Below are 25,189 nucleotides of genomic sequence, written 5' to 3' on the forward strand. Positions count from 1 at the left end.
CACGTAAAACCAAGCCACTTCGTGCATGGTGTGTCGTTTATGCCGTTTTTTCGCCCTGTCTGACGTTCTCAGATGACAACGGATGGAAAGACTCCACCGCCTGCTTCAGCCGCTCTGTCTGCACATGCGTATAGATTTGCGTGGTGGCGATATCGGCGTGCCCCAGCAGTATTTGCAAAGCCCGCAGGTCCGCTCCATGAGCTAGCAGATGCGTGGCAAAGGAGTGGCGCAGGACGTGGGGTGAAAGCCGGGCCGGGTCCAACCCAGCCTGTAAGCCCACTTCATAAAGAATTTTATCAAAAGCCTGCCGGGTCAGTGCTCTTTTCGGGTCACGCCCCGGAAACAGATACGGGCTGGCTTTTTGTGCATCCAGCGCCAGCAGAGCCTGTGCGACCTCACGCGCGCTGTCAGACAGCGGCACCAGCCGCTCCCGACCGCCCTTCCCGCGCACCACCAACATCTGCCGTTCACCGGCAAGGGCTTCTCGCGGGAGGGAGAGGAGTTCTGAAATCCGCAAGCCGGACGCATAGAGCAGTTCCAGCGCCGCCCGTGCGACCAGACCGCGCCGCCGCTTGGCCTCCGATGCCTCTGGCGAGACCGCGCAGGCCTCAATGAGGGCTACAACCTCCGATTCGGAAAGGAAATGCGGCAGCGAAGCTTCAGGCCGAGGCGCATCGAGATGCGCTGCCGGATTATCGGCCCGTAGTCCTTCCCGCAGCAGAAACAGATAGAATTGTTTAATGCAGGACAATCTGCGGGCCACCGTGCGGCGGGCCTGCCCGCTTCGGCCCATATCCGCCATCCAGTCCGCCAGCCCTGTGGCGCTGGCATGCAGAAGAGACTCGCCCCGGCTAGCCAGAGACTCCTCACAGCTTGTTAGGTCCGCCGTGTACGCGGCCAGAGTGTTGGGTGCGGCGGCCCGTTCAGCCGCCAGCATTTCCAGAAACAGATCTGTGCCGCGGGCGTCCGTGCTCACGGATGCGCGGGAGACGCCGGAACAGGCACGGGAGCCGCTGCCGGAGCAGTTTTCCCAGCAGACGGTGCGGGGGCCGGCGCAGCAGCAGGCGCGGAAGCAGGCACCTGAGCCGACACTGCGGGTGTCGCGGTAACAACCGGGCCAGCCGGACCAGCAGGAACCAGAGCAGCGGCAGACGGAGCCGAAGTGGCAGGCTGTGCGCCCGCGGCGGGAGCCGTCCCGGCCGGGGTTACGGAAGGCCCGGCAGGCGGCACGGGCACAAGTGCTGCAGCAGGCGAGGCAACAGGCGCAGCGGCTAGCGGAATGTCCCTATGCACAGCCTGCGGCACTGGCGGATGGCCGGACAAACCAAGGGCTGTCAGCCCTCCAACAAAAGCAACGCAGATAACGGCAGCAACCAGAAGAACCACGCGGTTCATATGTTTTGGCTCCATAACAACTCAATAGGTACGTTCTTCCTGCTCTATGGTAAGCTGCGTTTCATGTCATCACGTATCTCGTACCCACCCCCCGACGCTGCGGAAAGCCCACCGATTCCCCTTGATCTGGAAAGAGTGGGGCGCTGGCCTGCAACCAGCCTCATTCCTTCCGGCCGCAGCATTGTTCTTGTTGGTCTGATGGGCGCCGGCAAAACCACCATTGGCCGCCGTCTGGCCACACGGCTCGGCCTGCCGTTTGTGGATGCGGACGTAGAAATAGAACGCGCCGCCGGTTGCTCCATTGCCGATGTGTTCCGCCTGTATGGTGAGGCCGCGTTCCGCGATGGTGAACGACGGGTCATTCGTCGTCTACTAGAAGGCCCGCCCATGGTACTGGCCACCGGTGGCGGCGCGTTTATGAACGCCAGCACCCGTGCGCTGGTCCGTGCCCGCGCCATGTCCGTCTGGCTACGCTGCCCGCTACCGGTGCTGCTGCGCCGTGTGCAGGGCCGTACGCATCGCCCTTTATTAAATGAAGCCTCGCCGCGTGATGTGCTGGCCCGCCTGATGACGGTGCGCCACCCCATCTATGCCGAAGCCGATGTGATTGTTGATTGCGGAGACCACAACGTGGACCACAGCACGACCCGAGTCATTGAAAGCCTTGCTCTTTCCCGCAGGCCCGTGCGCCTGCCCGTCACACTTGAACATGCGGCTTATGATGTGGTGATCGGCACCAATCTGATCAGCCGGGCCGGAGCGCTTCTGGCCCCGGTGCTGCCGCAGAAGAAAGCCATTATCATCACAGATGAAAATGTCGCGGCCCTCTATCTCCCCGCCTTGCAGGAGTCCTTGCGGGAAACCGGCATAGAGTCTCGCGCATTGACAGTCGCCCCCGGTGAGCAGTCCAAATGCCTGAGCACGTATGAGACCCTGACCGATGCCATTCTGAAAGAGGGTGTCGAGCGCCGCACTACCATCATCGCCCTTGGCGGCGGCGTGGTGGGGGACCTTGCCGGTTTTGTGGCCGCAACCACGCTGCGTGGTCTGCCGTTTGTGCAAATCCCCACCACCCTGCTGTCTCAGGTGGACTCATCGGTAGGAGGCAAAACCGGCATCAACACGCGCTGGGGTAAAAACCTGCTGGGGGCGTTCCATCAACCGCTCTGCGTGCTGGCCGATGTGTCCGCCCTCAGCACACTCCCCCATCGGGAACTGGTGGCAGGCTATGCAGAGATCGTGAAATCCGGCCTGATTGGTGATGCAGCGCTGTTTGGATGGTGCGAGAAAAACGGAGACTCCGTCCTTTCTGCCGACCCTGACACGCTGACGGAAGCGGTCCGGCAGGCCTGCGCCTTCAAGGCCCGCGTTGTGGCGGCCGATGAGCGGGAGTCTCAGGCCAGCAATGGTCGTGCCCTGCTCAACCTTGGCCACACCTTTGGCCACGCGCTGGAAGCGGAACTAGGGTATGACGGCCGCCTGCTGCATGGAGAAGGCGTCTCTATCGGGCTACGGTTGGCTTTCGCACTCTCTGTCCGGCTTGGCCTGTGCCCACCGGAAGATTTGGCCCGCGTCGAAGCCCATCTGCGCGCCATGAAGATGCCTGCAAGTATTACTGACCTGCCATACAGCTTTCGCGTGGCAGATTTGATAGCTCACATGCAGCGAGACAAGAAAATGCAGGATGGGCGCCTCTCTTTTATTCTTGTGAACGGAATCGGAAGGGCCTTCACCAGCCGGGATGTCCCGGCTGAAACGGTGCATGATTTGCTCGTGGAAGATGGCTGCAAAGCCTAGAAAACCGCCGCTTTGAGCGGCGCGCTGCCCCATTTGGACAAACGCGCCGCAATTCCGCCTTATTCAGACACGAGACAGGCCCGGCATTTGCAAACAGGCAATGTTGAATGCAAGCAGTCTTGAGCTGAATAGTTAAACATGCAGCAGAAGCATCTTGGGATACCGAAATGAACTGTTGCAAATAAAACACGGTTATGGCTTCTAATCACTAAGAGCACGAAGCTGCGGGTTTCTATTTGGGAACCGATCGTTTTATACGGCTTTAGGCATCTTGCTGGGCCTGCCCGCTGAATGGTTGGCGGCAGGGTCGAACAGATGAAATAATTGAGGACGAAAAAATGCGTCTCCGCACGGCGTTACTCGCAACGACACTGATGGCAGCGGCTCCGGCGGCCGCATTCGCCACCACGATCACAGGCCCTTATGTTGATCTGGGCGGTGGTTACAATCTGGTGCAGAACCAGCACGCTCACACTTCTGGCTTTGCTGGCGGTGCTGACAGTGCTCAGAACACTTCTGCATCTCAGTTCCGTCACCATGACGGCTTCACCGGCTTCGGTGCATTCGGCTGGGGCTTCGGCAACGGTCTGCGCGCTGAAATCGAAGGCGTCTACAACTACTCCCAGATTAACCATCAGGGCGGCACGAAAGTTCCGGGCAGCACACGCGGCAGCGACCAGTCTTACGGTGGCTTCGTCAACGTGCTGTATGACATCGACCTGAAGCAGTTCGGGATCGACGCTCCGGTCACCCCGTTTGTTGGTGTTGGTGCAGGTTACCTGTGGCAGCATTACAACCCGACGACCACCAACTTCGCTAACGGCAACACCAGCCGTCTTGGCGGCACGAACGGTGGCTTCGCCTATCAGGGCATCGTCGGTGCAGCTTACGACACGGGCATCCCGGGCTTCCAGGTGACCACGGAATACCGCATGATCGGTCAGCCGGGCTCCTTCTCTGACGGTGCTTTCACGTCTACCGCTAACTATGCAAACGGTCGTCATGGTCGTGGCAACACGAACTTCGATCACCGCTTCAACCACCAGTTCATCCTGGGCCTGCGTTATGCGTTCGATACGGCTCCGCCGCCGCCGCCGCCGGCTCCGGTTGTAGCAGCTCCGGCTCCGCTGCCGGCTCGCTCCTACCTGGTGTTCTTCGATTGGGATAAGTCTGCTCTGACTGCCCGCGCTCGCCAGATCGTGGCAGAAGCTGCTCAGGCTTCCACCCACGTTCAGACGACCCGCATCGAAGTTAACGGCTACACCGATAGCTCTGCTGCTCACCCCGGTCCCCGCGGTGAAAAGTACAACATGGGTCTGTCCATGCGTCGCGCTAACAGCGTGAAGGCAGAACTGATCCGTGACGGCGTGCCGGCTAGCGCGATCGACATCCACGGTTATGGCGAAGCCCATCCGCTGGTGCCGACCGGCCCGAACACCCGTGAGCCTCAGAACCGTCGCGTGGAAATCATCCTCCACTAATCGACCGGTTCCTTGTGATCGGAAAAAGGGGTACCTTCGGGTGCCCCTTTTTTTTGCTTTACTCCCCCGTCCAGCCTGAGGGATTTTGTTGCGTGACATCCTCCACTCCATCATCCCCTCTGCCGGGCAACCCGGCCTCACCCTCCGATTCAGACACGCGGGCAAAACTGATTCGCCTGCTGAAATTCGGCACAGTGGGCGGGCTGGGGTTTTTGTGGGATTCGGGAACGGTGTACGCACTCCGCACCGTTATCGGGCTGACAGCTGCAACACTGGTGGCCTATTTTGTGGCCGCAACCCTCAACTGGATGCTCAACCGCCTATGGACCTTCAAGGGGGCGGGCCAGCATGACCATCCAGTGCTGCAATGGCTAAGGTTCCTGCTAGCCAACAGTTTTGGCTTTCTGCTTAACCGTGGCACGGTTTACACCCTGTTTTACACTGTGCCGCTCTGTGTGACGTATCCTGTGCTGGCACTGGCCGCAGGCTCTCTGGCGGGAATGTTCGCCAATTTCAACCTCAGCCAGAAAATGGTTTTTCGGGAAAAGCCCCCAGCTTCCGTGCAAGAACTGGCGGAAAGCGCCATTGCCTTTCCAGAGTCACCCCAAAACACCAGTGCGGAGCCATAACACCCACATCTCCCCGCCCCGCGCGCTAACCCCTTTCAGAGCCGCGCCGTGTGCGCTACATCTGGCAGCGGGTTAAGGAAGCTTTGTTGCTTTTTGCCTGGCCGTGAGGACTTTTCCTGCGTCATCCCCCTTCCGGACTACTCCGTAGAAGGCTGCTGACAAGGGAGATCACGCGCCCAACCAGTTTCAGGACCGTCTGCCTCACGCCATGCTCACAACAAACGATATCCGCACCACCTTTTTGGAGTATTTTGCCGGACAAGGGCATCAGATCGTGCCCTCGTCGTCACTGGTGCCGCGCAATGATCCCACTCTGCTGTTCACCAATGCAGGCATGGTGCAGTTCAAAAACGTCTTTACCGGGCAGGAAACGCGCCCCTACTCCCGCGCGACAACCGCGCAGAAGGTTGTTCGGGCTGGCGGCAAGCATAACGATCTGGACAATGTGGGCTACACGGCCCGCCATCACACCTTTTTTGAGATGATGGGCAACTTCTCCTTCGGTGATTATTTCAAACCCGAAGCGATTGAACTGGCTTGGACTCTCATTACCCGCAATTTCGGCCTATCCAAGGACAAGCTCCTCGTCACCGTCTATGCGGACGATGAAGAAGCCGCTGGGCTCTGGCGCTCCATTGCCGGACTGGATGACAGCCGGATTATCCGCATCCCCACGTCAGACAATTTCTGGCGGATGGGAGATACCGGCCCCTGCGGTCCCTGTTCTGAAATTTTCTATGATCATGGTCCGGATGTTCCCGGTGGCCCGCCCGGCTCCCCGGATGAAGATGGTGATCGGTTTGTGGAGATCTGGAATCTGGTCTTCATGCAGTTTTTTGAAGACCCGCCGGGTGTACGCTCCCCGTTGCCCCGCCCATCCATTGATACCGGCATGGGGCTGGAACGCTTTGCCGCCATCATGCAGGGCAAGCGCGACAATTATGACACCGATACCTTCCTCTCCCTGATTCAAGCCTCCGCTGAGGTCACGCATCAGGCTGCGGATGGTCCGTTTAAATCCAGCCACCGCGTTGTGGCCGACCATCTGCGCTCCACGGCGTTCCTGATTGCGGATGGCGTTCTGCCCTCCAAAGATGGCCGTGGCTATGTGCTGCGCCGCATCATGCGCCGCGCTATGCGCCACCTGCATATGATGGGCACCACGGAGCCGGTTTTCTACAAGCTGCTCCCGGCCCTGATCCAGCAGATGGGCGGTGCCTATCCGGAACTGGTGCAGGGTGAAGCGCTGATCCGTGAAACCATGCGCAATGAGGAAGAACGCTTCAAAGCCATGCTGGACCGTGGCCTTGGCCTGCTGGAGGAAGAAACCTCCAGACTGTCCAGCGGAGCCGCTCTGCCGGGTGATGTTGCTTTCCGCCTGTATGATACGTTCGGTTTCCCGCTGGACCTCACGCAGGATGCGCTGCGCAGCAGCGGCCACACGGTAGATGTGGCCGGATTTGACGCGGCCATGAACGAGCAGCGCCAGCGCGCCCGCGCCGCATGGGTCGGCTCTGGTGATACCGCACTGGAAACCATCTGGTTTGAAGCACGGGATAAATTCAGCGCGTCCGAATTCCTTGGCTACACCACGGAACAGGCGGATGGTGAAGTTCAGGCTGTTATTGCCAAGAACAGCTTCCTGAAAGAAGCCCCCGTTGGCACGGAAGTCGCTGTGCTGCTCAACCAGACACCATTTTATGGGGAAAGTGGCGGTCAGGCCGGAGATACCGGCTTTCTGACAGCCTCCGGCCTGCGCGTTGCCATTACGGACACCCAGAAAAAAGCGGGCGACCTGATTGTCCACTACGGCACCGTGACCGAGGGCACCCTGCGCCCCGGTCAAGCCGTGACCGCTACGGTGGACCATGACCGCCGTTCCGCTATTCGCGCGCACCATTCCGCAACGCACTTGCTGCATGAAGCCCTGCGCCGCCGGTTGGGCGACCATGTTGCCCAGAAAGGCAGCCTGAACAGCCCGGACCGTCTGCGCTTTGACGTCAGCCAGCCGCGCCCGATTACACCGGAAGAACTGGCAGAGATCGAAGCGGAAGTGAACCGCCGGGTGCGTGAAAACTCAAAAGTGGTGACCCGCTCCATGACGCCGGAACAGGCGGTGGAAGAAGGCGCCATGGCCCTGTTTGGCGAAAAATACGGGGATGAAGTCCGTGTTGTTTCTATGGGTGGCCCGGATGAGAACAAGGCCGCATGGTCTCTGGAACTCTGCGGCGGCACGCATGTGGACCGTACCGGAGATATTGGCCATTTCCGCATTACGTCTGAAAGTGGCGTGTCCGCTGGTGTGCGGCGTATTGAAGCCGTGGCGGGCACCGCAGCAGAAGCGCTCTCCCTTGCTAATGAACAGCGCCTGACGCAGATGGCCGCCATGATGAAAGTTGGCGTAACCGAAGCGCCGGAACGCCTGTCCCTGCTGCTGGAAGAACGCCGCGCTATGGAGCGGCAGATTTCCGCGCTTCAGCGCAAGCTGGCCGCTGGCTCTGTTGAAGCTGCTGGCGTGGAACAGGTAGGGGCAGCCCGTCTATCCACCCGCAATGTGGGAGAAACCGCCCCGCGTGAACTCAAGGGGCTGGCGGAAACCATCCTCAAACAGGGGAATGCGGATGTTGTGGTGCTGATTTCCACGGCTGATGACAAAGGCAGCGTTGTCGCTGCTGTGGCCCCGGCACTGACGGACAAGGTCGATGCCGTGGCGCTTGTCCGCGCAGCCAGTGTCGCCATGGGTGGCAAGGGTGGCGGAGGCCGCCGTGATATGGCGCAGGCTGGCGGCCCGGATGCCAGCGCTGCCGATGCCGCTTTTGCTGCCGTGCGGGAAACTCTGGCCGGTCTGGTCTGATCCATCCCCGGCGCAGGGGAACGTCTGGCACGTTCCCCTGTTTTCTTCCCACACCCCGGCTTTTTGTATGAGGACCCCACCATGTCCCTGATCGACTCTTTCAAACTCGTTCTGGCCCCTCCCCATCCGGAAGCAAGACCCTTCCTGCTGGCCTCTGGCGCGACCACACTGGTTACCCGCTTTCTAGGCAAAAAGCTGTCCTGCCCGCTGCTGCGCCATGCCGGCACCGCCAGCGGCCTGTTCTTTGGCTTCTGCCTCTATTTCTTCCGGGATCCGGAACGCACAACCCCGGCCCGGAGTGACGTTGCCGTTGCCCCCGCGGATGGCCGCGTTGTGTCTGTAGAAAAAATTGCTCCCCCGGCTGAACTGGGTATGGGCACCGCCCCGGTGTGGCGCATTGCCACCTTCCTGTCCGTGCTGGATGTGCATATCAACCGGATGCCTGCCGCTGGCACTGTCACGCGCATTGCCTACCATCCCGGCCAGTTCCTGAACGCAAGCCTTGATAAGGCATCTGAACTGAATGAGCGCAACGCACTTAGCCTGACCCTGCCAGACGGTCGGATGATGGCGGTTGTGCAGATTGCTGGCCTGATTGCCCGCCGCATTGTGTGCAGTGTGTCTGAAGGCGCAAAAATGGAAGCTGGCGAACGCTTCGGGCTGATCCGCTTTGGCTCCCGCACCGACCTGTATCTGCCGCCGGGTGTTGAACCTCTGGTGTCCGTCGGCCAGACCATGGTGGGTGGTGAAACCGTTATGGCGCGCCTCTGATCCCGTGACAGATCCGCAGACCCCAGCGCAACTCCCCGCTGCGCCCCCTTCTCAGGCTCCGCTTTCGCCCCGTGGGCTCCGCCGCAAACGGCTGCGTAAACGTGTGCGGACCAAAATTCGCGGGCCGTCCTTCAACCGGCTCATCCCCAACATTCTGACCATGCTGGGGCTGTGTTCCGGCCTGACCGGCATGCGTTTTGCTGTGGAAGGGCGCTTTCAGGCAGCCGGACTAGCTCTGCTGCTCTCAGCGTTTATTGACGGTCTGGACGGGCGCATTGCGCGCCTGCTGCGCGGGTCCACACGGTTTGGCGCGGAGTTTGACAGTCTTTCAGACTTTGTCTGTTTTGGCGTGGCCCCCTCCTTCCTGCTGTTTTTCTGGGCGTTGCAGGATGGGGGCCGTTACGCGTTTCTGCCGTGTCTGATGTTTACAGTCTGTATGGCGCTACGTCTGGCTCGCTTTAATACGACGCTGGACGGTGAGGAAGACAAACCGAAATACGCCAGCAACTTCTTTACTGGCGTTCCGGCTCCCGCTGGCGCGGGTCTGGCGCTGTTCCCGATGTTTCTGGGGCTGGAAGCTGAAAAACTGGGCATAGACTGGCTTTATCGGCTGACACGCTTGCCGTGGCTCCCTACCCTGACCCTTATCAGCACGGCGTTTCTGCTGGTGTCCACGCTGCGGGTCTGGTCCTTCAAAAACTTTAAGGTCCCGGCGCAGTATGTGTTGCCCGTTATGCTGGGCACCGGAGCCTATACCGCCGTTCTGGTGGCTGATCCGTGGGCCGCTCTGGCTGCCGCTGGCGTGATTTATATGGTTTTGCTCCCGCTGAGCCATTTCAGCTTTCTCAAGCTGAAAAAAGCTGCCGAGGACCTTCAGGAAGACGTTGAGGACGAGCCCTCAGCCTGAGGGCCTCCCGCACCGCGCACCCGCTGCCTGAACAGGGAACAAAGTCCGTCCAGCACCTGCTGGGGGGACGGCGGGCAGCCGGGAATTTGTAGGTCTATCGCCGCCTTGCGGTCCAGACCGCCCAGCACGGAATAATTTTCCGGGAAATAGCCGCCATCCACGGCGCAGCCCCCCACACAAATCACCCCCTTGGGTTTCGGCATGGCCTGCCATGCGGCGTCCACTACCGGAGCCATTGTCCGGGTAAGCGCACCCGTAACCAGCAGCACATCCGCTGTGCGGGGGGATTGCACAAAGCCAAAGCCTGCGCCTTCCATGTCATACGGCCCAGATGCCAGAGCTTCCAATTCCATCCCGCAGCCACCGCAGCCGCCTGTATCAATGTGGAACAGAAGCAGCGGCCAGCGCGGCCCGACAGGTTTCAGGCGTGTGCCACCCTGCCGGAACGCGGCATCAAATACTGCGCGGATCAGTCCCATGACTGCACACCCTTCCTGTCCTGTTCTCTAGCCATCCAGAGCCGCCGCATTGACGCCGAGGGACTGCCGTAAAAGTCCCAAATCTGCCAAATCCTGCCCCGGTAGCGCGGCTTCAAACACCATCAGGGCTGCTGGGGCGGGATCATGCACAAAAACCTGCGCCACGCGGCCTGCGTGCAGGCGCACCCAATACAGCACGGTGCCCCATGGGCCTTCCGCCATTCCCAGCCCCTCGCCTGCGTCTGGTGAGAGGTCCACACGGCCGCCAGCGGTCAGCCCCAACCGGGGGCCAGCCTCACCCAGCATCCGCAGGCTTTCCCCAATTTCATCCAGCAGAATAAGCGCGCGGTCTTCCGCTGTGCCGCCCTGCCGCCCGGCTGTGAGCCGCCAGAGGCTCTGATAAACGCGCTGTGTTCGCCGTCCGTCACAGTCCCGCCCGGCTGCGCGTGCCACGGGGCCATCCAGCCCCACACGGTCCAACAAAGCGGCATCCACTGGCCCTACGCCACTCAACCGCACGGACAGCGCCGGGTAGGTCTGCCAGAGTGTGGCGAGGCCGGGATAAATCTCATCCCCCAGCTTGGCCAGACTGGTGCATAAATCCCCCAGCCCCGTTGCTTCACGCAGTCTGGTGCCGCCGGGCACACAATGGTCCATCAACAGGCGGGAGCCGATAACGGGTGCGGAAAGCGCCAAAAGCTTTTCCCTGAACCATGCGCAGCGGGACGCCACCAGCAGCGCTCCGGCACCCCGCGCCAGTCCTGCCAGTGTGTGCAGATGCAGCAGAATACGCTCAAGTTCCATCAGCACCACGCGGATAAGCGCGGTTTCCGGCCCGACCTTACTTCCGCAGGCGGCCTCAACAGCCTGCGAGAACGCAGCCTGATGCGCCACAGAGCAGCCCGCCACCACGCGCCCGCTGAGTCGGCAGGCATCCTCCAGCCGACTATTCCGCCAACGGGCCGCAAGCCCGCGATGCGCGTAGCCGGATACCGTTTCCGCCGCCACAATAGTCTCACCAGAAACAGCCATCGCAACATGCAAGGACGTTTCCGTTCCCCCTGTTGCCGGGCCAACGCCGCCAGTCACACCGCCTGCGGCTAACAGAGTTTCCGAGGGTTGAAAGCTGATCTGCCCCTTGCGCCCTCCGGCAAGACCGGGCGAAGCGTCAAGTGGCGCTGTGGCGGACCAGACCTCATGGTCCACCAACGGGCGCACATCAACCGCCCACATGGCTTCCACGCCATACAAGTCATAAGCCATGCGTTCATACAGGCTGGAGACGGCGCGCGCGGGGGAAAGTGCTGGATAGCGTCCATTTTCCAGCGCCAGCGTGGCGGCCAGTGGCTGGGTGGGAGAAGGCATGAACAGGGCATGCACATCGGCTCCATCACACCACAACCCGGCAAAGGGCAGCGTGTCCTGCCCGAGGGCTGTCACCATATCTCGCCAGCCCAGCTCATCCAGCCGGAAGCGCCATGGGGTTTCCGTCTCCTGCCCGGAACGAATCAGGCTTACGGCATCCATCAGAACGCTCCCAGCATCATGGCCAGCGGCACCAGAAATCCAGTCAGCACCAGCACGGAACAGGCCACCCGGCCCGCTGCATCCTCCGGCCACAAATCCTGCGTAAAGCCTTCCACGGGGACAGACCGCACCACCGCGCAGAGAATGCCTGCCACCGTCAGCACCGTGATACTCCATGACCAGTCGCTCAGCATGGATAGCAGCAGCAGGCACCCCACAAACGGCGCACCCGGCGGGAAGCAGGCCAGCGCCCGCGCCGCCCAAGACCGCCCAAAGCGATTACCGCCAGCCAGACACCAGCCGCACAGAAACAGCAGGGCCGCCACATCCGCCCCGGCACCGACTGCAATCAGCGCCAGCGCAGAAGGAAAGGTGCGGAACAACCGTTGCCCGCCGTCAGACCGCCCGGCACAGGCCGTCAGCCAGACAGAGGCGAGGCCTGCGGCAACCAGAGCCGTCTCGAACGCTTCCCCGCCATGCGTGCGCATCCGCATGGACAGCAGCAGCGCCGCCCCGGCAAACGGCAGAAACAGATAGGTGTCATTTTCCTCACGCCATGACTGCCCGAACGGGGTGAGACCCGCGAGCATGACCAGCCCACATGCCATCATCAGCCCCGCAGGCGCGGAGCCAGACGGCAACAGCAGCCCGGACAGAACAAGGAAAATACCAACAGACCCGGTGCGCACCAGCGCCCACCCGGCCCGCGCCTGACCGGCGGGGCGGCTGAACACAAACACCCCGTAGGCCAGTGCGGCTTCCAGAATCCCCAACCCGATAATCGGGTCCGGCGCAACGCAGGCCAGCCCGGTCAGCGCCGTGGAAATATGCGGTAGTCCGCGCAGCAGGCGGTCTTGCAGGGTGCCATTTTCCATCACCGTCAACAGCAAGCCAAACGCTAGCATAACGCGGCCCGCACGTTGGACAGGGTCATCATCCCACCCCTCGGCAGCAGCACTTGTGGCGGGGAACAAAAACACCGCGACCGCCAGCACACAGCCAGCCCCCACCATCCAGATGGCAAGTTCACGACTACGGGGCGTGGGTGCCGCCATAACAAGTGCCGCGCCCAGCAAAGGCCACGCAAACGCCAGAGCCGCCAGAAAAACAGGAAAGGTCATACGTCTCTCCCGCGTTCGGTCAGGTAACCTCTTAGCCAGACATCACGCGCAATCATTTCCGGTGTAAGGGGCTCGGGTGCAGGCTCTTCTGCCTCCGCCTGATCGGTGTCGGGCTCCACGTCCTGCCGAACATCCCTCTTTTCTGGGGGATGTTCCTTAATGGCACTGGGGGACGCTCTTTCCGTATCCTCAGGATCAGCGTCATCATCGGCGTCATCGTCAGAATGGACTGTTCCCCGCGGGTCTGCGTCTGCGCTGGTCTTTTCTGACGATTCAGTATGCGGAGCGAGTGTATCCATCTCGGCTTCTGCTTTCGGCAAGCCAGCCTCTTCGTCACGTTCATCGCCGGAGAAGGCCGCCTCGGCATCAAGAAGCCTCTTCCGCCGCAGCGCGCCCTCAGAGGCTTCTGCCTGTTCTATGCTCGGCTCTGGTTTTACAGTAGAGGATGCCGTTTTCTGGTCTGTCTTCTCAGGGCGGGGCAGCGGTTCTTCATCGTCCGCCGCAGCTTCCGCTTCCGTCCAGATACGCGGTGCCACAACGGATTCCGGCCCTAAGCTACGCGGCTCGGGTCCGGCCGGGTCAATATCCCCCAGCTCAAACCCACCGGGACGGGCTGATGGGTGCTCAACCCCGGCCTTCCCCTGCGCCGGGGCTACGGTAACCCGCAGCATGACGCGATGCACACACATGCCGCCCAGCAGAGCCACCACACAACCGGCCAGCGCGGTAACACCCACCACCATAATCTGGTTTTCAATAACGCCGGATAGCATGACGCCATCCACGCACACCAGCAGCCCTGCCCATTGCCAGACCATAGCCTGACGGCACGTAACCGCCACCAGCCCAGCCAGCGCCACACACAAGCCTGCGGGCAGATAGGCCGCACCACCGTGACCCGATGCATTCCCCATGGCGGCGGGCGTGCCGGTGGCGAGTTGCAGAATAATCATCAGCCCCAACGCCAGAAACGGTACAGCCGGGCCGCTGCGCTCCCGCGCACCATCATCCTGATAGCGGCTGACAAACCAGACAGGCAGCACCGAGAACAGCACGACACACGCCGCGCCAAACTCCTGCAAGGGCTCTTGCCGGTCCAACAGCATGGCCGCCGCTGTCACTGCACCCAGAACAGGCAGAAAACCCATACCACGCGCCACAACGCACAAAGCCAGCAACGGTGCCAGAATAACAGCAAGCGTCATGGTGTTGCCCCGTCATCCCGCCACGCGGACTCCTGCTCATCCTGCATGGAGGCGGTTTTATTGCCTGTCTGCGGGCCGGACTGGCCAGCGTACGCCACCTGCCACGCCAGCAACCCCAGCAGAAATACCGCTGCCAGACGCACCCGCGCGCGGCGCTGGTAGGTCAGCACCATCAGGTGTGTACCGGCCAGCAGAAGAGCCGCCACACTCAGCTTCGCCACCCAAAATGCTCCCCCCGCAAGACATTGCGCCAGCCAAGGTTCCGCCCCGCCATCTCCCGGCAGCGCAAGGCTGCCTGCCCACGCGACATCACCCGCCAGCGTGATCCACACCAGTTGAACGCAATCCGCAGCGAGCATCCATAACGCACGGTCTGCGCCCGAAAGCTGGCCTTGCAGGTCTTCCCCCGCCAGCCGTCCTTTCCATGCCGTCACCAGAAACAGCGCAACGCCCATCAACACAAACGGCGCACCCTCTCCTGCCGGAGAAAGCAGGCGTAAATGAGCAAGAAAAACGGAAAAATCCTGCCCGCCTGCCATAACCAGCACGGGCACAAGTGCGGGCAGCAGCAAGGCATCCGCCAGCAATGCCGTATAGCCCGCAAGAGTAGCCGTTCCACCCTGCACAACCAGAGGTAGGCCCAGCAGAAGAGAAGCCCCCACCAGAGCCGCGCATAATAGGAAAAACCCCGGAGCCGGAAAGCCAGCCGGAACCAGCGTGAAAACGGGGGTCATACAGGCCGCGAACACCGCCAGAATAAGCGCACCGCGACAGGCCAGACCACTCAGCCCATCCCCCCGCAGACGCAACCCCTGCCTGCGAAACTGATGGTGACTATCCTGCCAGCGCCCACCCGCGGGAAAACGTCGCTCACCTGTCAGGCGGCCAGTCAGCCGGTTTACCCAACCACTAAACCATGGTGCAGCCAGTACGAGGACACCCGTTTGCAGGGCCAGAGCCAGCAGACAGGCAAAAAACCAGCCCCATGTGAGATCATGCGTCATTTTGCAGCAAACAGCCCCAGCAGCAGCCCCGCCCCGAGAAAAAGCAGGATCAGAACCATGCCCTGAGCCTCACACCATGCCACGGTTCTGAACAGCACAGCCTGAAGATATCGCGCACCGGCCCCGGTTTTTTCTACCACAGGCCAGTCTTTTGCTTTCTGCCCGTCCGCGCCCAGCAGCACACCGAACGCACGCCAGACAACCGGCATGGCCGTATCGGACACGGACACAGGCACAGGCACGGCTTCATCCCTTTGCACAACCGGCGCGCCCTCTCGCCATGCCACGGCACCCAAGACGGGCTGACGCAACGGAAACACGCCAAACGCCCGCCCAAGAGCTCCTGCCCCCACAACACAGACTGCCAGCGCGAGCAATGAGAAAGCGGGGGTCAGCGTCATGTCGGCCCCGGAAAACTGCACCCGTGCCAGTGTGTTCCACGCAAAATCGCGCGGCGCGTTTCCGGCAAACAGATGGTCTACCAGCGCAAGCCAGCCTCCGGGCAACACAGTAATCAGCGTGGCACCCCCTGCGCAGATCCATGCGGGCAGCAAAAGCACACTACTCAGAGACGGCGCATGCTCACCTTGAGAGGCCGCAGGCGAGACAAACGCGGCAAACCCCACACGCATCAGACCGACCACGCTCAGCGCCATGACACACGCTGCCGCGACAAGGACCAGAAGCAGGGAAAGAGCCTGCGCGGGGTGGGTATTCGTGGCAGCGACCTCACCCGCGCTCAGCAGGCACCAGAAGACGGAAAAGCCCCCCAGCGGCGGCACCGCAGAGAGCAGAAGCAGGCTGCCCCCCAGAGCAATCCGGCTCCCCCGCGCCTGTGCCACGGCACTGTTGGGCGCAAACAGCCCGCCATCCTGACGAGACAACCACAGAGCCGCCAGCAGGGCCAGAAACGGCGCGCCCGTTGCCAGAAGCGTTGCGGTGCGAAACAGCTCCTCCCCTTTGACGGGCGCGGCCAGAGCCAGCGTCAACATCACCACCAGCCCGCCATACCCTGCGCTCGCAACACCAGAGAGAATACCGCAGGCCGTCGGATTTCTTACGGCCTGCACAGCCCCCCACAAGGCGACAGCGCCGCCGCTGATAATCAGCAACCCTTGCTGCACAGGAGGCAGAACACCCACTTCCGCCAGCAAACGACCGAGCAGAAACAGGCCGATACCAGCAGGCAGAACAGCCTCGGACCCTCTCTGGGAGGAAACCGCCCAGCCCAGCAACAGAACCATCAGGCATAAAGCGGGGGGGGAGAGCGGGCTATCCGCAGGAATACAGGCCGGAATAACCGCAAAAGGCAGGCACACACCCTGCCGCCCCCTGTCCGCCAGTAAAACCAGTGCAGTGCCAGCCAGCAGACCAAAAACCAGCGGGGAAAGAGCTAAAAAAGCCAGCCCGGTCAGTGCGCAGGCCAGACCGCGCAGGCCCGTGCCCATCAGCCCGCCGGTAAACGCCAGAAGCAGCAGCATGGGGAGTGCTGGGCCATCTAGTCCAAACACCGGAAACCAGTTGACCCCGCCTTCCAGCCTGCACACCGCGCCCACCAGCGCCAGCAGGCCAAGACAGCCCCAGACCCCGGCCAGAATTTCGGAACGCCATGGAGCGCACTGCCGCAACAGACGCTCCGGCAACACCGCCAAAACGCCCGCCACTACAAACAGCACGAACAAACTGCACAGAACAAAAGAGGTGAAAATGGAACTCTGGCTCCAGACGTTATGGAAAGACCGGCGGATAACACCATGAGCGCGGTTGTGTGGCAACGCTCGCGCCGGAAGGCAAGGCCACGCGCTGGGGAATCGCCGTTACGTCTCCGGCATACGCGCCGCACCTTCCGGCGGCACACCGCTCTTTTGGCTCGCGGCTTCCGGCACCGGGTAGATTATTTTTTTAAACCATGTTGTGGGCGAGCGCGCAGGCAGCAGGGTGCCGGAGAAAACATTTTTCACCGCTTCCACCAGCATCACGCTCCCCAACCCCGGTGAGAGCACCTTGCCGGCAATGTCAGACCGGCGACCCCGGCGCACACTGGCGCAACCCTGCCGGGTGGGTAGAAACAGCGCCTCATCCCGCCGTTCCGCCAGCAGCATGGCGTGGCCAAGCACGGTGCGCAAACCCGAGCGGGAAAAAGCGACATCCCGCGCAAAGGGCGTATGTCTCTGCCGTATCCGGCCTGCCAGCCGGCTAGGCACAATCATCAGGACACGGCCATCATCTTTTAAAACGCGTCCTGCCGACCGCAGCAAGGGCACCATCTGGTCCGGTTCCGTGCAGGCATGGACCAGCACAATGCGGTCAAATGTTTCCTCATCAAAGGGCAGAGCGTAAGGGTCCACCACACAGTCCCGCTCGAAGGACGCGGCGCGTGTCCGATCCAGCCCACGCTCCATGTCTGGCCAGTGGTCGGGCGTCCGCGCGGAAATGCAGAGCGCACCTCGGCCCCGCCACGCGCCCAGATACGGCGCGGCATAACCCAGCCCCAGCACACGCTGGCCGCGCAGGTCCGGCCAGAACCATTGCAGCCGTTCCCGCAGCAATGCCGCGCATATCTGGCCTTCATGGGTCTGATAAAACGCGTCCGCCGGATAGGGAATGGCCATATGCATGGCTGATGTGTACCATGACACAGACCCTCCGCGCTATCACCACGCGCGCATCCTGTAAAAGTTTGCACAGTTCAGCCGCACACGCTCTTCAGGGAGAATGCCATTATGTCTCTTCAGACCCGCGCCATTCCGGTTTTATCAGACAATTACAGTTGGCTTCTGCAAGACACCGCCACGGGCTGCACCGCCATTGTAGACCCCGGTGAAGCCGCCCCCATTCAGGCTGTTCTGGATGCAGCAGGTGGCCGACTGGACCTGATTTTGCTGACGCACCACCATGCTGACCACGTAGGCGGCACGGACGCCCTACGCGCCCGATACAAGGCGCGTGTTGCTGGCCCTGCCGCGGAACAGGCCCGGATGCCAGCACTGGATATCGCCCTGAAGGATAAGGAGACGATAGCGGTCGGCCACTCTCAGGGGCATGTTCTTGCCGTGCCCGGCCATACACTCGGCCATATCAGCTACTATTTTGCGGACCCACCGACCCTGTTCTGTGGTGATACCCTGTTCAGCCTTGGCTGTGGCCGCCTGTTTGAAGGCACGGCGGAACAGCTTTTTGAGAGCCTGAAACGCTTTGCCAGCCTGCCGGACGAAACGCTTGTCTGCTGTGGGCATGAATATACACAAAGCAATTGCGCCTTCGCCCTGCATGCTGAACCCGACAACGCAGCCCTGAAAGCCCGGGCGGCAGAGGTCAAACGCCTGCGTGCAGAAGGCCGAGCAACTGTACCCTCCACTCTTGGCCAAGAACGCGCAACCAACCCGTTCCTGCGCGCTGCTGACGTGCTGACCCTCGCCAGATTACGGCGAGAGAAAGATACCTTCTGAAGGAAAAGCGTATCCAGACTGGGCAGGCCAGACAGGATTGGCCAGACAGGACCGGAAAAAGAACCTCACGGATCCCCGCGATCCACTTTGAGAGGCTCTGCCCCGGACACTGAAACCCCACGCAGCGTTGCCAGCACGGACAGCAACGGAACACCCGCAAGCTGCACTGCCCCGTCCCTGACCTGCAAAGGCACACTCAGCGGCCCTTCAATACCGCCGGTGCGCTGCTCAAGCTGGTCCGTCAGTCTGGACAAAAGAACGGTCTGCTCCGGGCGCAGCGTTTTATCCTGCTGTAAATGCGCCAGAAACGGCCGCCAGTCGCTCAGGGTCAGCCATGTCTCACCCAACGGCGCACCGCCCGGTGCCATCACCAGCCGCCCGGACCATGAAAACCCCAGACCACGCCAACGCCCGGCCAGATGCTGCACCAGAATTTCCGCATAGCCCGATGCCCCATTCGCCACAGACGATTGCAATGACGGCAAACCCTGCGCGGAAGGCGTAGCGGACCCATCCGCAGAGGCCAAAAGTCCGGCACCTTCCGGTGCCCACAAAGCCGAAAGCCGCACCGCCGGGCCGGGCATGGAAACAGCACCCCTCACATCATCCACACGGTCCGCCCATGGCGCCACCACTGCACTTTGCGCGGTAAAGGAGAGACCAACGGCGCTGGCCTGTGTATTTGCCTGACTGTTCCACACCAGCTTCCCGCGCACACCACGCGCCGTCACGGGATGCGCTTCCGCCGTGCCTCTTTGCGGAAGCAGATGGATAAAATCTGTGCTGAACTGCACAGCACCCACCGGCCCAACGCGCAAGGGGAGAGCAATCCGCACCGGCGCACCCTCTACCCGGAGCAAAACACCCCCCTGCGCTCCATGACCAGCACTGTCCTGCTGCATGACAGCAAACGCCTGCCCGCCCTCCAGCGTACCCTGCACGGTCAGCGGATGCCATGGGACCAGTTCCAGCACGGCATGACGCACAGCATAGGACAGCCCCGCCCTATCGGCTGTCCCGCCACAGCTTATCTGCACACCGTCCAGCATCACCCGCGCCCGGAAAGGCCAGCCCCCGCGCACCCGGTTCTGAAATACGAGCGAGCATCGGGTAGACTGCGCCGCATCTGGCCCACCGCCTGTATGCACATCAAGACCGGCAGGGGTCATGGCCTGAGCACTGGCATGGGTATCTATATTGGCATTGGCCAGTCTGTGCTCCAGAAACAGGACACCGCCCCACCACACCACAGTCTGCAACGCCAACACCGAAACCGCACCACACGTCAGCAGGAATGCAGCCTTGCGCACTCAGAAGCGCCCCAGTCCGGTATATCCCAGCTTCTGCACCAGTCTTTGCAGAATACGGCGCGGACGGGTGGCGGGATGTTTACGCAGAACAACATCGCAATACATGTAGTCCTGAAGGGCAAAAACGGCCATTTCCCAGCCATAGCGCAGCATGAATTCATGCGCGGCCTGTATCACGCCATACGGGCCACCGCCGTCTGCCATAATGTAATCATTCAGGATCAGCAGGCCAGTATGGGGTTTCAGCTTGCGTTCACACACCTCCATATCCCGGACCACCGCCTGATAATTATGGTCGGCATCCAGATAAATCACATCCACGCCATGGTCCGGCAATTGCTCCAGCATCACGCCGCTATCCCCTGCCAGAACCAGCACCTGCCCGCGGGCGATCTCCTCCTCAAAGCGGGATTCATAAAATGCCTGCTGGGTTTTGTTGGCGAACATTTCAGCAGACGGACGCCCCCAGACTTCCGGCAGTTCATGCACATTAAAAATATCCAGCGCGTAAAACAGACGTGGCTGGCAGGTATCGAGAATTTTCCGGGAAAAATCCCCGGTCATCACCCCAACTTCCGCAATCACCGCCTGTTTGGGCAGAAGAGGTAAAATATCATCCCGGTTGGGCAGTAGTCGGGCATTGCGCAGCAAAAAGGGAGGAAGCTGTGCGGCGGGCGTCATCTGAGGCATGGAAAACTCTGGCTGAGCGAAAAACAGAGCAAGCTTACCAGATTTTCATATAGGCTGAAACGGTGGCCAATAGGCTCTGATTTTCCCCAGCACGCCCGCAGATTCACACGACGCTTTTTGAAAAATCTGCATTTCATCCACATTCGGCCTTTCTTCAAACATGCCGCGTGGTGCGTGAAGTCTGTTACAGATCATGACAGTTACCGGAGGTTCATTCATAAAAGTGTAAAATTTAAAACATCATGATTTTTTAAGGATTTTATTTATTTTTATCAAAATTTCATCCCTCCACCCCATCAGTATTCAACCAAGACTTTACTGAAAGATAGTAGGAAAAAGAGAGTATTACCTGAGAAAACACCGGACATCAGACGGGCGATCCACAAAATTATCCACAGGATGTTCTGATTTATCCCCTCTCCCAAACCGCCTTACCCACTATCCCTCAATCCCGTGCCACAAACCCTTGCTCCAGAGCACGCCAGCTCTCCTCAATCTCACCCAGCAAAAGCTTCCGGTTTGTGGGGGCCAGCGGGGTGCCTATTGCCACATGCAGCACGCCAGAGCGTTTCAGAAAGGCATTCCGCCCCCAGAAGAGCCCGGAATTGGTTGCCACCGGCACAACCGGCAGCCCTGCATACGCGGCCATGGCGGCAATACCGGGTTTAAGCGGCACATGCTCACCGGGAGCCGTGCGGGTGCCTTCAGGGAAAATGACAATCTGTTTGCCTGCCTCGACCGCGTTTTCCGTCTCCCGCAGTAAAGCCCGCATGGCTTTGGCCCCGGCGGCGCGCTCAATCGGCATCATCCCCGCCAGAATCAGCATCGGGCCAAGCAGTGGGATACGTCGCAATTCGCCTTTCATGACATAGGAGGGAGACGGCACCAGCAGCATCCAGATCAGCGTATCAAACGCGGACTGGTGCTGGGAGGCAATCAGCATCGGGCCATTGCCCGCCGCAGTCAGGTTTTCAAGCCCGGTAATCCGCACGTCCACCCCGCAGATATCGCGGAACAGCATCAGCACCAACCGGCTCCACAGCTTGGCGTACGGCAGGGCCAACCGTTTGGCGAACCAGCGGATAGGGAATGCGCCAACGCCCATAATCAGGGTCAGCACAAAAGCCGTAACATTGAACAGGATGGAGCGAAGCAGAGCCATGAGCGAGCCTGACCAACGAAATTCAAGGGATTAATCTGCCCTGTGGAGACCAGAAAACCGCCTCTCTGGCAAGCTATGTAGCAGGTTTACGCATGAAGAGTGCCGGTTACGGCTGGTCTGCCTGCCTCCCACCCTGTATAGAAACCCTCGATTTTGATCAGGAAGCAGGACAATCATGACCGATTATAAGGTGAAAGACCTTTCGCTCGCTGAGTGGGGCCGCAAGGAAATTTCCATTGCCGAAGGTGAAATGCCCGGCCTGATGGCGCTCCGTGAGGAATACGGCGCAAGCCAGCCGCTTAAAGGCGCACGCATTGCGGGCTGCCTGCACATGACCATTCAGACCGCTGTGCTGATTGAAACGCTGATTGCTCTGGGTGCCACCGTGCGCTGGTCTTCCTGCAACATCTTCTCCACGCAGGATCAGGCCGCCGCCGCCATTGCGGCCGCTGGAATCCCCGTGTTCGCATGGAAAGGCCTGACGGAAGACGAATTCAACTGGTGCATTGAGCAGACCATTCAGGGCCCCGATGGCTGGACCCCGAACATGATTCTGGATGATGGCGGTGACCTCACCGTTATGATGCATGACAAGTTCCCGGAACTGCTGGCCAACGTGAAGGGCCTGTCCGAAGAAACGACAACAGGTGTGCATCGCCTGTGGGAAATGCAGAAAAAAGGCACGCTGAAGGTTCCGGCCATCAATGTGAATGACAGCGTTACCAAGTCCAAGTTCGACAACCTGTATGGCTGCCGTGAAAGCCTTGTGGACGCCATCCGCCGTGGCACGGACGTGATGATGGCTGGCAAGATTGCCGTTGTGGCGGGCTATGGTGACGTGGGCAAAGGTTCCGCTGCCTCCCTGCGCAACGCCGGTTGCCGCGTGCTGGTAACGGAAGTTGACCCGATCTGCGCTCTTCAGGCCGCCATGGAAGGCTATGAAGTTGTGACCATGGAAGAAGCCGCCCCGCGTGGCGACATCTTCGTGACCGCAACCGGCAATGTGGACGTCATCACGCTGGACCACATGCGCGCCATGAAGCACCGCGCCATTGTGTGCAACATCGGCCACTTCGATTCTGAAATTCAGATCGGTGCCCTGCGCAACCTCGTCTGGGACAACATCAAGCCGCAGGTGGACGAAGTTGTGTTCCCTGACAACAAGCGCCTGATCATCCTGTCCGAAGGTCGTCTGGTGAATCTTGGCAACGCCACGGGCCACCCGTCCTTCGTGATGTCCGCCTCCTTCACCAACCAGACGCTGGCCCAGATCGAACTGTGGACTGCGCCGGAAGGTAAGTATGAAGCCAAAGTCTACACCCTGCCCAAAAAGCTGGATGAAAAAGTGGCCTTCCTGCACCTTGCCAAGGTTGGCGCGCATCTGAGCAAAATGTCTCAGACGCAGGCTGACTATATTGACGTGCCGGTTAACGGCCCGTTCAAGCACGAAGAATACCGCTACTAAGGCACTAAAGAGGGAAGACCAGCGGCCTTTTACGCCGCCTTCTGGCGAGGCCGCCTGCGTCTCCCTCACCTTGCACGCCCCTGCACCATGCCCTGCCCATCTGGCTGACTGACTGGCTGGCTGGCTGGCTGGGCGTGCTTCTCAACTCAGTAAATCTCCCGCATCATTCTTTGCAACCATGCCTATTGGTGTATTGTTTGTAAGAAGATGGTTCAGAACGTTGACACGCTTCCCGTGTTAGCGGCTGGGCGCTGTCTGCTGCGAAAGGACTTTTAGAATGAGCATTTTCGGCACAATTCTCTCCACCATTTTCCACCACGCCAATGCCGCCACACCGTCAGCCGCTCCGGCTGATGCTCCGGCCACACAGGCCGCCGCACCGGCAACTCCGGCAGACGCCGCAGCCGCGGCTCCCGCTGCTCCGGTCGATATTGACGCCGTTCTGGCTGGAATGGCTGCACAGAACGGGCAGAACCTCAACTGGAAAGAGTCCATTGTTGACCTGCTGAAGCTGCTTGGGCTGGACAGCTCTCTGGATGCCCGCAAGAAGCTGGCCGCAGAACTCGGCTACACCGGCAGCACGGATGATTCCGCAGCCATGAACATCTGGCTGATCAAGGAAGTCCGCGCCAAACTGGCTGCCAACGGCGGCAAGGTTCCTGCTGGTCTGTAAGTCTTTACAGAAACACGGACACAAAAAAGGCGTGCGGGGGAAACCTCGCACGCCTTTTTCTACGAAAGGCCCAACTCGCCGAGCCAACCTCCCGATTTTCTCACGCCACCCTGCGCACGTATAAGCTCATACCGGCTTTCGGGTTGCGTGGTGCCCCACAACGCCTTCCAGACAAGAACACGGAAAGACAGGCCAGACGAACGAGTGCAGGCTGGCGTCAGCTATGGATCTGTGCCGCATGATGCGCCGCGGCGGGCTTGTTCTCGCTGATATTCACATGCGCCAGTTCCGGCCTGTTCGCGCTATCCACCACAATCACGGCGGAACCGGCCAGCGGCGTCACCACGCGGTCAGGCCGCAGGAGCGCGCGGAAGCGATTATCCACCACGGCCATCTGCTCATCTTCCGCATCAATCAGCCCGTGTTTGTCGATAAACACATTGAGTGAGGCCGGAATACGGATACAACCTTCAGACGCCACATGCCCCAGACGGCTTTCCAGATAGACCGGGTCCGTCGCGTGCATTTCCAGCCGGATCTGCCCTTTTTCACGGGACGGCAGCCAGCCTTTTTCAGCCCACTGCCAGCCGAAATCCCACACCCGCATCCCTTTGATGCCGTTGCCCATAATGCCATTCTCGTTCTTGGTGCCCAGAGCACGATAGCCGAGAATATCCGCCGTGTTGATAAACACGCCGGTCGGGGTGATGTAGTAGAATTTCCGTCCGGTTGTGCCCGTGGAGACCTTGGTGCTGCCAATCACCTGCCAGTCTGACTGGCCCGGCAAAGCCAGAATCAGGCACATACGCTGCACAGCCGGATTACGGTCCACCACCAGAACCACCTGCGGGCGATCCAGCGGAAAAGACGCCTGCTGAATCTGCTCCTTTGCTAGAGCAACCCAAGCTGCTTTCTGGGCGGAGGAGACTTTCATGGCCGCAGGCACTTCATGCCGGAAGGCACTGGTCAGCCGCGTGGCTTCCGCCCGGGCATCCTCTTCATTCAGAACTGGAATATCCGGTAGCGGCGGCGCTTCTTTCAACACCGGTGCAGGAGGAAGCGTGGGGGACGGCGCCCCTTCCTGATCAGCCTGCGCGGGCTGACCATCCTCCCGCCCGACAGACGGTGCCGGAACGGGGGAGCCCGCTCCCGCCGCGCACGCAAATCCCGGCACAAGGAGCAAACTGCCCGCTATAAAAAGAAGTGTCGGACACTTTGCCCCTGACATACTACGTCTCTCCTGCCTTATTAGCAGGAGAGATTATGGCAC

22 protein-coding genes are annotated in these 25,189 nt (G+C 60.7%); 9 read left to right on the forward strand and 13 right to left on the reverse strand.

What is annotated here, in order from left to right; genetic code table 11:
• Positions 1 to 37: 37 nt before the first annotated feature.
• Both AD949_RS08670 and AD949_RS08675 read right to left on the reverse strand, forming a co-directional pair.
• A complete protein-coding gene (locus AD949_RS08670) occupies positions 38 to 976 on the reverse strand; it encodes a tyrosine recombinase (protein ID WP_257007522.1) in 939 nt (312 codons plus the stop codon).
• Complete coding sequence (locus AD949_RS08675; protein ID WP_082064623.1) at positions 973 to 1,395, reverse strand: hypothetical protein; 423 nt, start codon at positions 1,393 to 1,395, stop codon at positions 973 to 975. Before AD949_RS08675 ends, AD949_RS08670 begins: the two co-directional genes overlap by 4 nt.
• Before the next feature lie 63 nt (positions 1,396 to 1,458).
• Here AD949_RS08675 and aroB point away from each other — a divergent pair, with 63 nt between their 5' ends.
• From aroB to AD949_RS08705, 6 genes are all read left to right on the forward strand, one after another.
• Positions 1,459 to 3,192 carry a 3-dehydroquinate synthase gene (gene aroB, locus AD949_RS08680; protein ID WP_082064633.1) on the forward strand — a complete coding sequence of 578 codons (1,734 nt, stop codon included), beginning with the start codon at positions 1,459 to 1,461 and terminating at the stop codon, positions 3,190 to 3,192.
• A 338-nt stretch (positions 3,193 to 3,530) separates the two neighbouring features.
• A complete protein-coding gene (locus tag AD949_RS08685) occupies positions 3,531 to 4,673 on the forward strand; it encodes an OmpA family protein (RefSeq protein ID WP_048835215.1) in 1,143 nt (380 codons plus the stop codon).
• 92 nt (positions 4,674 to 4,765) lie between these two features.
• Positions 4,766 to 5,302 (forward strand): GtrA family protein, encoded by a 537-nt coding sequence (locus AD949_RS08690; protein ID WP_371277351.1) that lies wholly within the window; start codon positions 4,766 to 4,768, stop codon positions 5,300 to 5,302.
• 208 nt (positions 5,303 to 5,510) lie between these two features.
• Complete coding sequence (gene alaS / locus AD949_RS08695; RefSeq protein WP_048835214.1) at positions 5,511 to 8,156, forward strand: alanine--tRNA ligase; 2,646 nt, start codon at positions 5,511 to 5,513, stop codon at positions 8,154 to 8,156.
• Positions 8,157 to 8,237: 81 nt separating this feature from the next.
• Positions 8,238 to 8,927 carry a phosphatidylserine decarboxylase gene (locus AD949_RS08700; protein WP_048835213.1) on the forward strand — a complete coding sequence of 230 codons (690 nt, stop codon included), beginning with the start codon at positions 8,238 to 8,240 and terminating at the stop codon, positions 8,925 to 8,927.
• Between the two features lie 4 nt (positions 8,928 to 8,931).
• The gene (locus AD949_RS08705) at positions 8,932 to 9,834 is read left to right on the forward strand and encodes a CDP-alcohol phosphatidyltransferase family protein (protein WP_048835304.1); all 903 of its coding nucleotides are present in this window, start codon (positions 8,932 to 8,934) and stop codon (positions 9,832 to 9,834) included.
• On the opposite strand, the gene AD949_RS08710 is transcribed toward AD949_RS08705, so the two are convergent.
• Genes AD949_RS08710 through AD949_RS08740 form a run of 7 tightly spaced genes read right to left on the reverse strand, consistent with a single transcriptional unit; the run spans position 9,801 to position 17,809 of the window.
• Positions 9,801 to 10,313, reverse strand: a complete 513-nt coding sequence (locus AD949_RS08710; RefSeq protein ID WP_048835212.1) for an NADH-quinone oxidoreductase subunit B family protein — start codon at positions 10,311 to 10,313, stop codon at positions 9,801 to 9,803. The genes AD949_RS08705 and AD949_RS08710 overlap by 34 nt on opposite strands.
• A gap of 27 nt (positions 10,314 to 10,340) precedes the next feature.
• On the reverse strand, positions 10,341 to 11,933 hold the full coding sequence (locus AD949_RS08715) for an NADH-quinone oxidoreductase subunit D-related protein (RefSeq protein WP_244463294.1): 1,593 nt from the start codon (positions 11,931 to 11,933) through the stop codon (positions 10,341 to 10,343).
• Positions 11,840 to 12,961 carry a hypothetical protein gene (locus tag AD949_RS08720; RefSeq protein WP_048835210.1) on the reverse strand — a complete coding sequence of 374 codons (1,122 nt, stop codon included), beginning with the start codon at positions 12,959 to 12,961 and terminating at the stop codon, positions 11,840 to 11,842. The genes AD949_RS08715 and AD949_RS08720 overlap by 94 nt, the downstream gene beginning before the upstream one ends.
• Positions 12,958 to 14,166 (reverse strand): DUF2339 domain-containing protein, encoded by a 1,209-nt coding sequence (locus AD949_RS14295; protein ID WP_052944527.1) that lies wholly within the window; start codon positions 14,164 to 14,166, stop codon positions 12,958 to 12,960. The genes AD949_RS08720 and AD949_RS14295 overlap by 4 nt, the downstream gene beginning before the upstream one ends.
• The gene (locus tag AD949_RS08730; RefSeq protein ID WP_048835209.1) at positions 14,163 to 15,170 is read right to left on the reverse strand and encodes a hypothetical protein; all 1,008 of its coding nucleotides are present in this window, start codon (positions 15,168 to 15,170) and stop codon (positions 14,163 to 14,165) included. The genes AD949_RS14295 and AD949_RS08730 overlap by 4 nt, the downstream gene beginning before the upstream one ends.
• Complete coding sequence (locus AD949_RS08735) at positions 15,167 to 16,945, reverse strand: hypothetical protein (protein ID WP_048835208.1); 1,779 nt, start codon at positions 16,943 to 16,945, stop codon at positions 15,167 to 15,169. Before AD949_RS08735 ends, AD949_RS08730 begins: the two co-directional genes overlap by 4 nt.
• A 42-nt stretch (positions 16,946 to 16,987) precedes the next feature.
• Entirely contained in the window at positions 16,988 to 17,809 is an 822-nt protein-coding gene (locus AD949_RS08740; protein WP_048835207.1) for a class I SAM-dependent methyltransferase, read from the reverse strand.
• Between the two features lie 84 nt (positions 17,810 to 17,893).
• On the opposite strand from AD949_RS08740, the gene gloB reads away from it, so the two are divergent.
• Positions 17,894 to 18,619 carry a hydroxyacylglutathione hydrolase gene (gloB, locus tag AD949_RS08745; RefSeq protein ID WP_048835206.1) on the forward strand — a complete coding sequence of 242 codons (726 nt, stop codon included), beginning with the start codon at positions 17,894 to 17,896 and terminating at the stop codon, positions 18,617 to 18,619.
• 65 nt (positions 18,620 to 18,684) lie between these two features.
• On the opposite strand, the gene AD949_RS08750 is transcribed toward gloB, so the two are convergent.
• The 3 genes from AD949_RS08750 to AD949_RS08760 all read right to left on the reverse strand — a co-directional run bounded on the left by AD949_RS08750 (position 18,685) and on the right by AD949_RS08760 (position 21,781).
• The gene (locus tag AD949_RS08750; RefSeq protein ID WP_048835205.1) at positions 18,685 to 19,929 is read right to left on the reverse strand and encodes a DUF2125 domain-containing protein; all 1,245 of its coding nucleotides are present in this window, start codon (positions 19,927 to 19,929) and stop codon (positions 18,685 to 18,687) included.
• Entirely contained in the window at positions 19,930 to 20,619 is a 690-nt protein-coding gene (locus AD949_RS08755; protein ID WP_048835204.1) for a class I SAM-dependent methyltransferase, read from the reverse strand.
• A gap of 445 nt (positions 20,620 to 21,064) precedes the next feature.
• Positions 21,065 to 21,781, reverse strand: coding sequence for a lysophospholipid acyltransferase family protein (locus AD949_RS08760; RefSeq protein ID WP_048835203.1), 717 nt, complete (start codon positions 21,779 to 21,781; stop codon positions 21,065 to 21,067).
• A 175-nt stretch (positions 21,782 to 21,956) separates the two neighbouring features.
• On the opposite strand from AD949_RS08760, the gene ahcY reads away from it, so the two are divergent.
• Positions 21,957 to 23,246: an adenosylhomocysteinase gene (gene ahcY / locus AD949_RS08765; RefSeq protein ID WP_048835202.1), complete on the forward strand. Its 1,290-nt coding sequence runs from the start codon at positions 21,957 to 21,959 to the stop codon at positions 23,244 to 23,246.
• A gap of 277 nt (positions 23,247 to 23,523) precedes the next feature.
• Complete coding sequence (locus AD949_RS08770; protein WP_048835201.1) at positions 23,524 to 23,919, forward strand: DUF3597 domain-containing protein; 396 nt, start codon at positions 23,524 to 23,526, stop codon at positions 23,917 to 23,919.
• A 217-nt stretch (positions 23,920 to 24,136) separates the two neighbouring features.
• On the opposite strand, the gene AD949_RS08775 is transcribed toward AD949_RS08770, so the two are convergent.
• Positions 24,137 to 25,147, reverse strand: a complete 1,011-nt coding sequence (locus AD949_RS08775; protein WP_048835200.1) for a L,D-transpeptidase — start codon at positions 25,145 to 25,147, stop codon at positions 24,137 to 24,139.
• Positions 25,148 to 25,189 lie beyond the last annotated feature (42 nt).

This window comes from Acetobacter orleanensis (genome assembly GCF_001581005.1).
Lineage (GTDB): Bacteria > Pseudomonadota > Alphaproteobacteria > Acetobacterales > Acetobacteraceae > Acetobacter > Acetobacter orleanensis.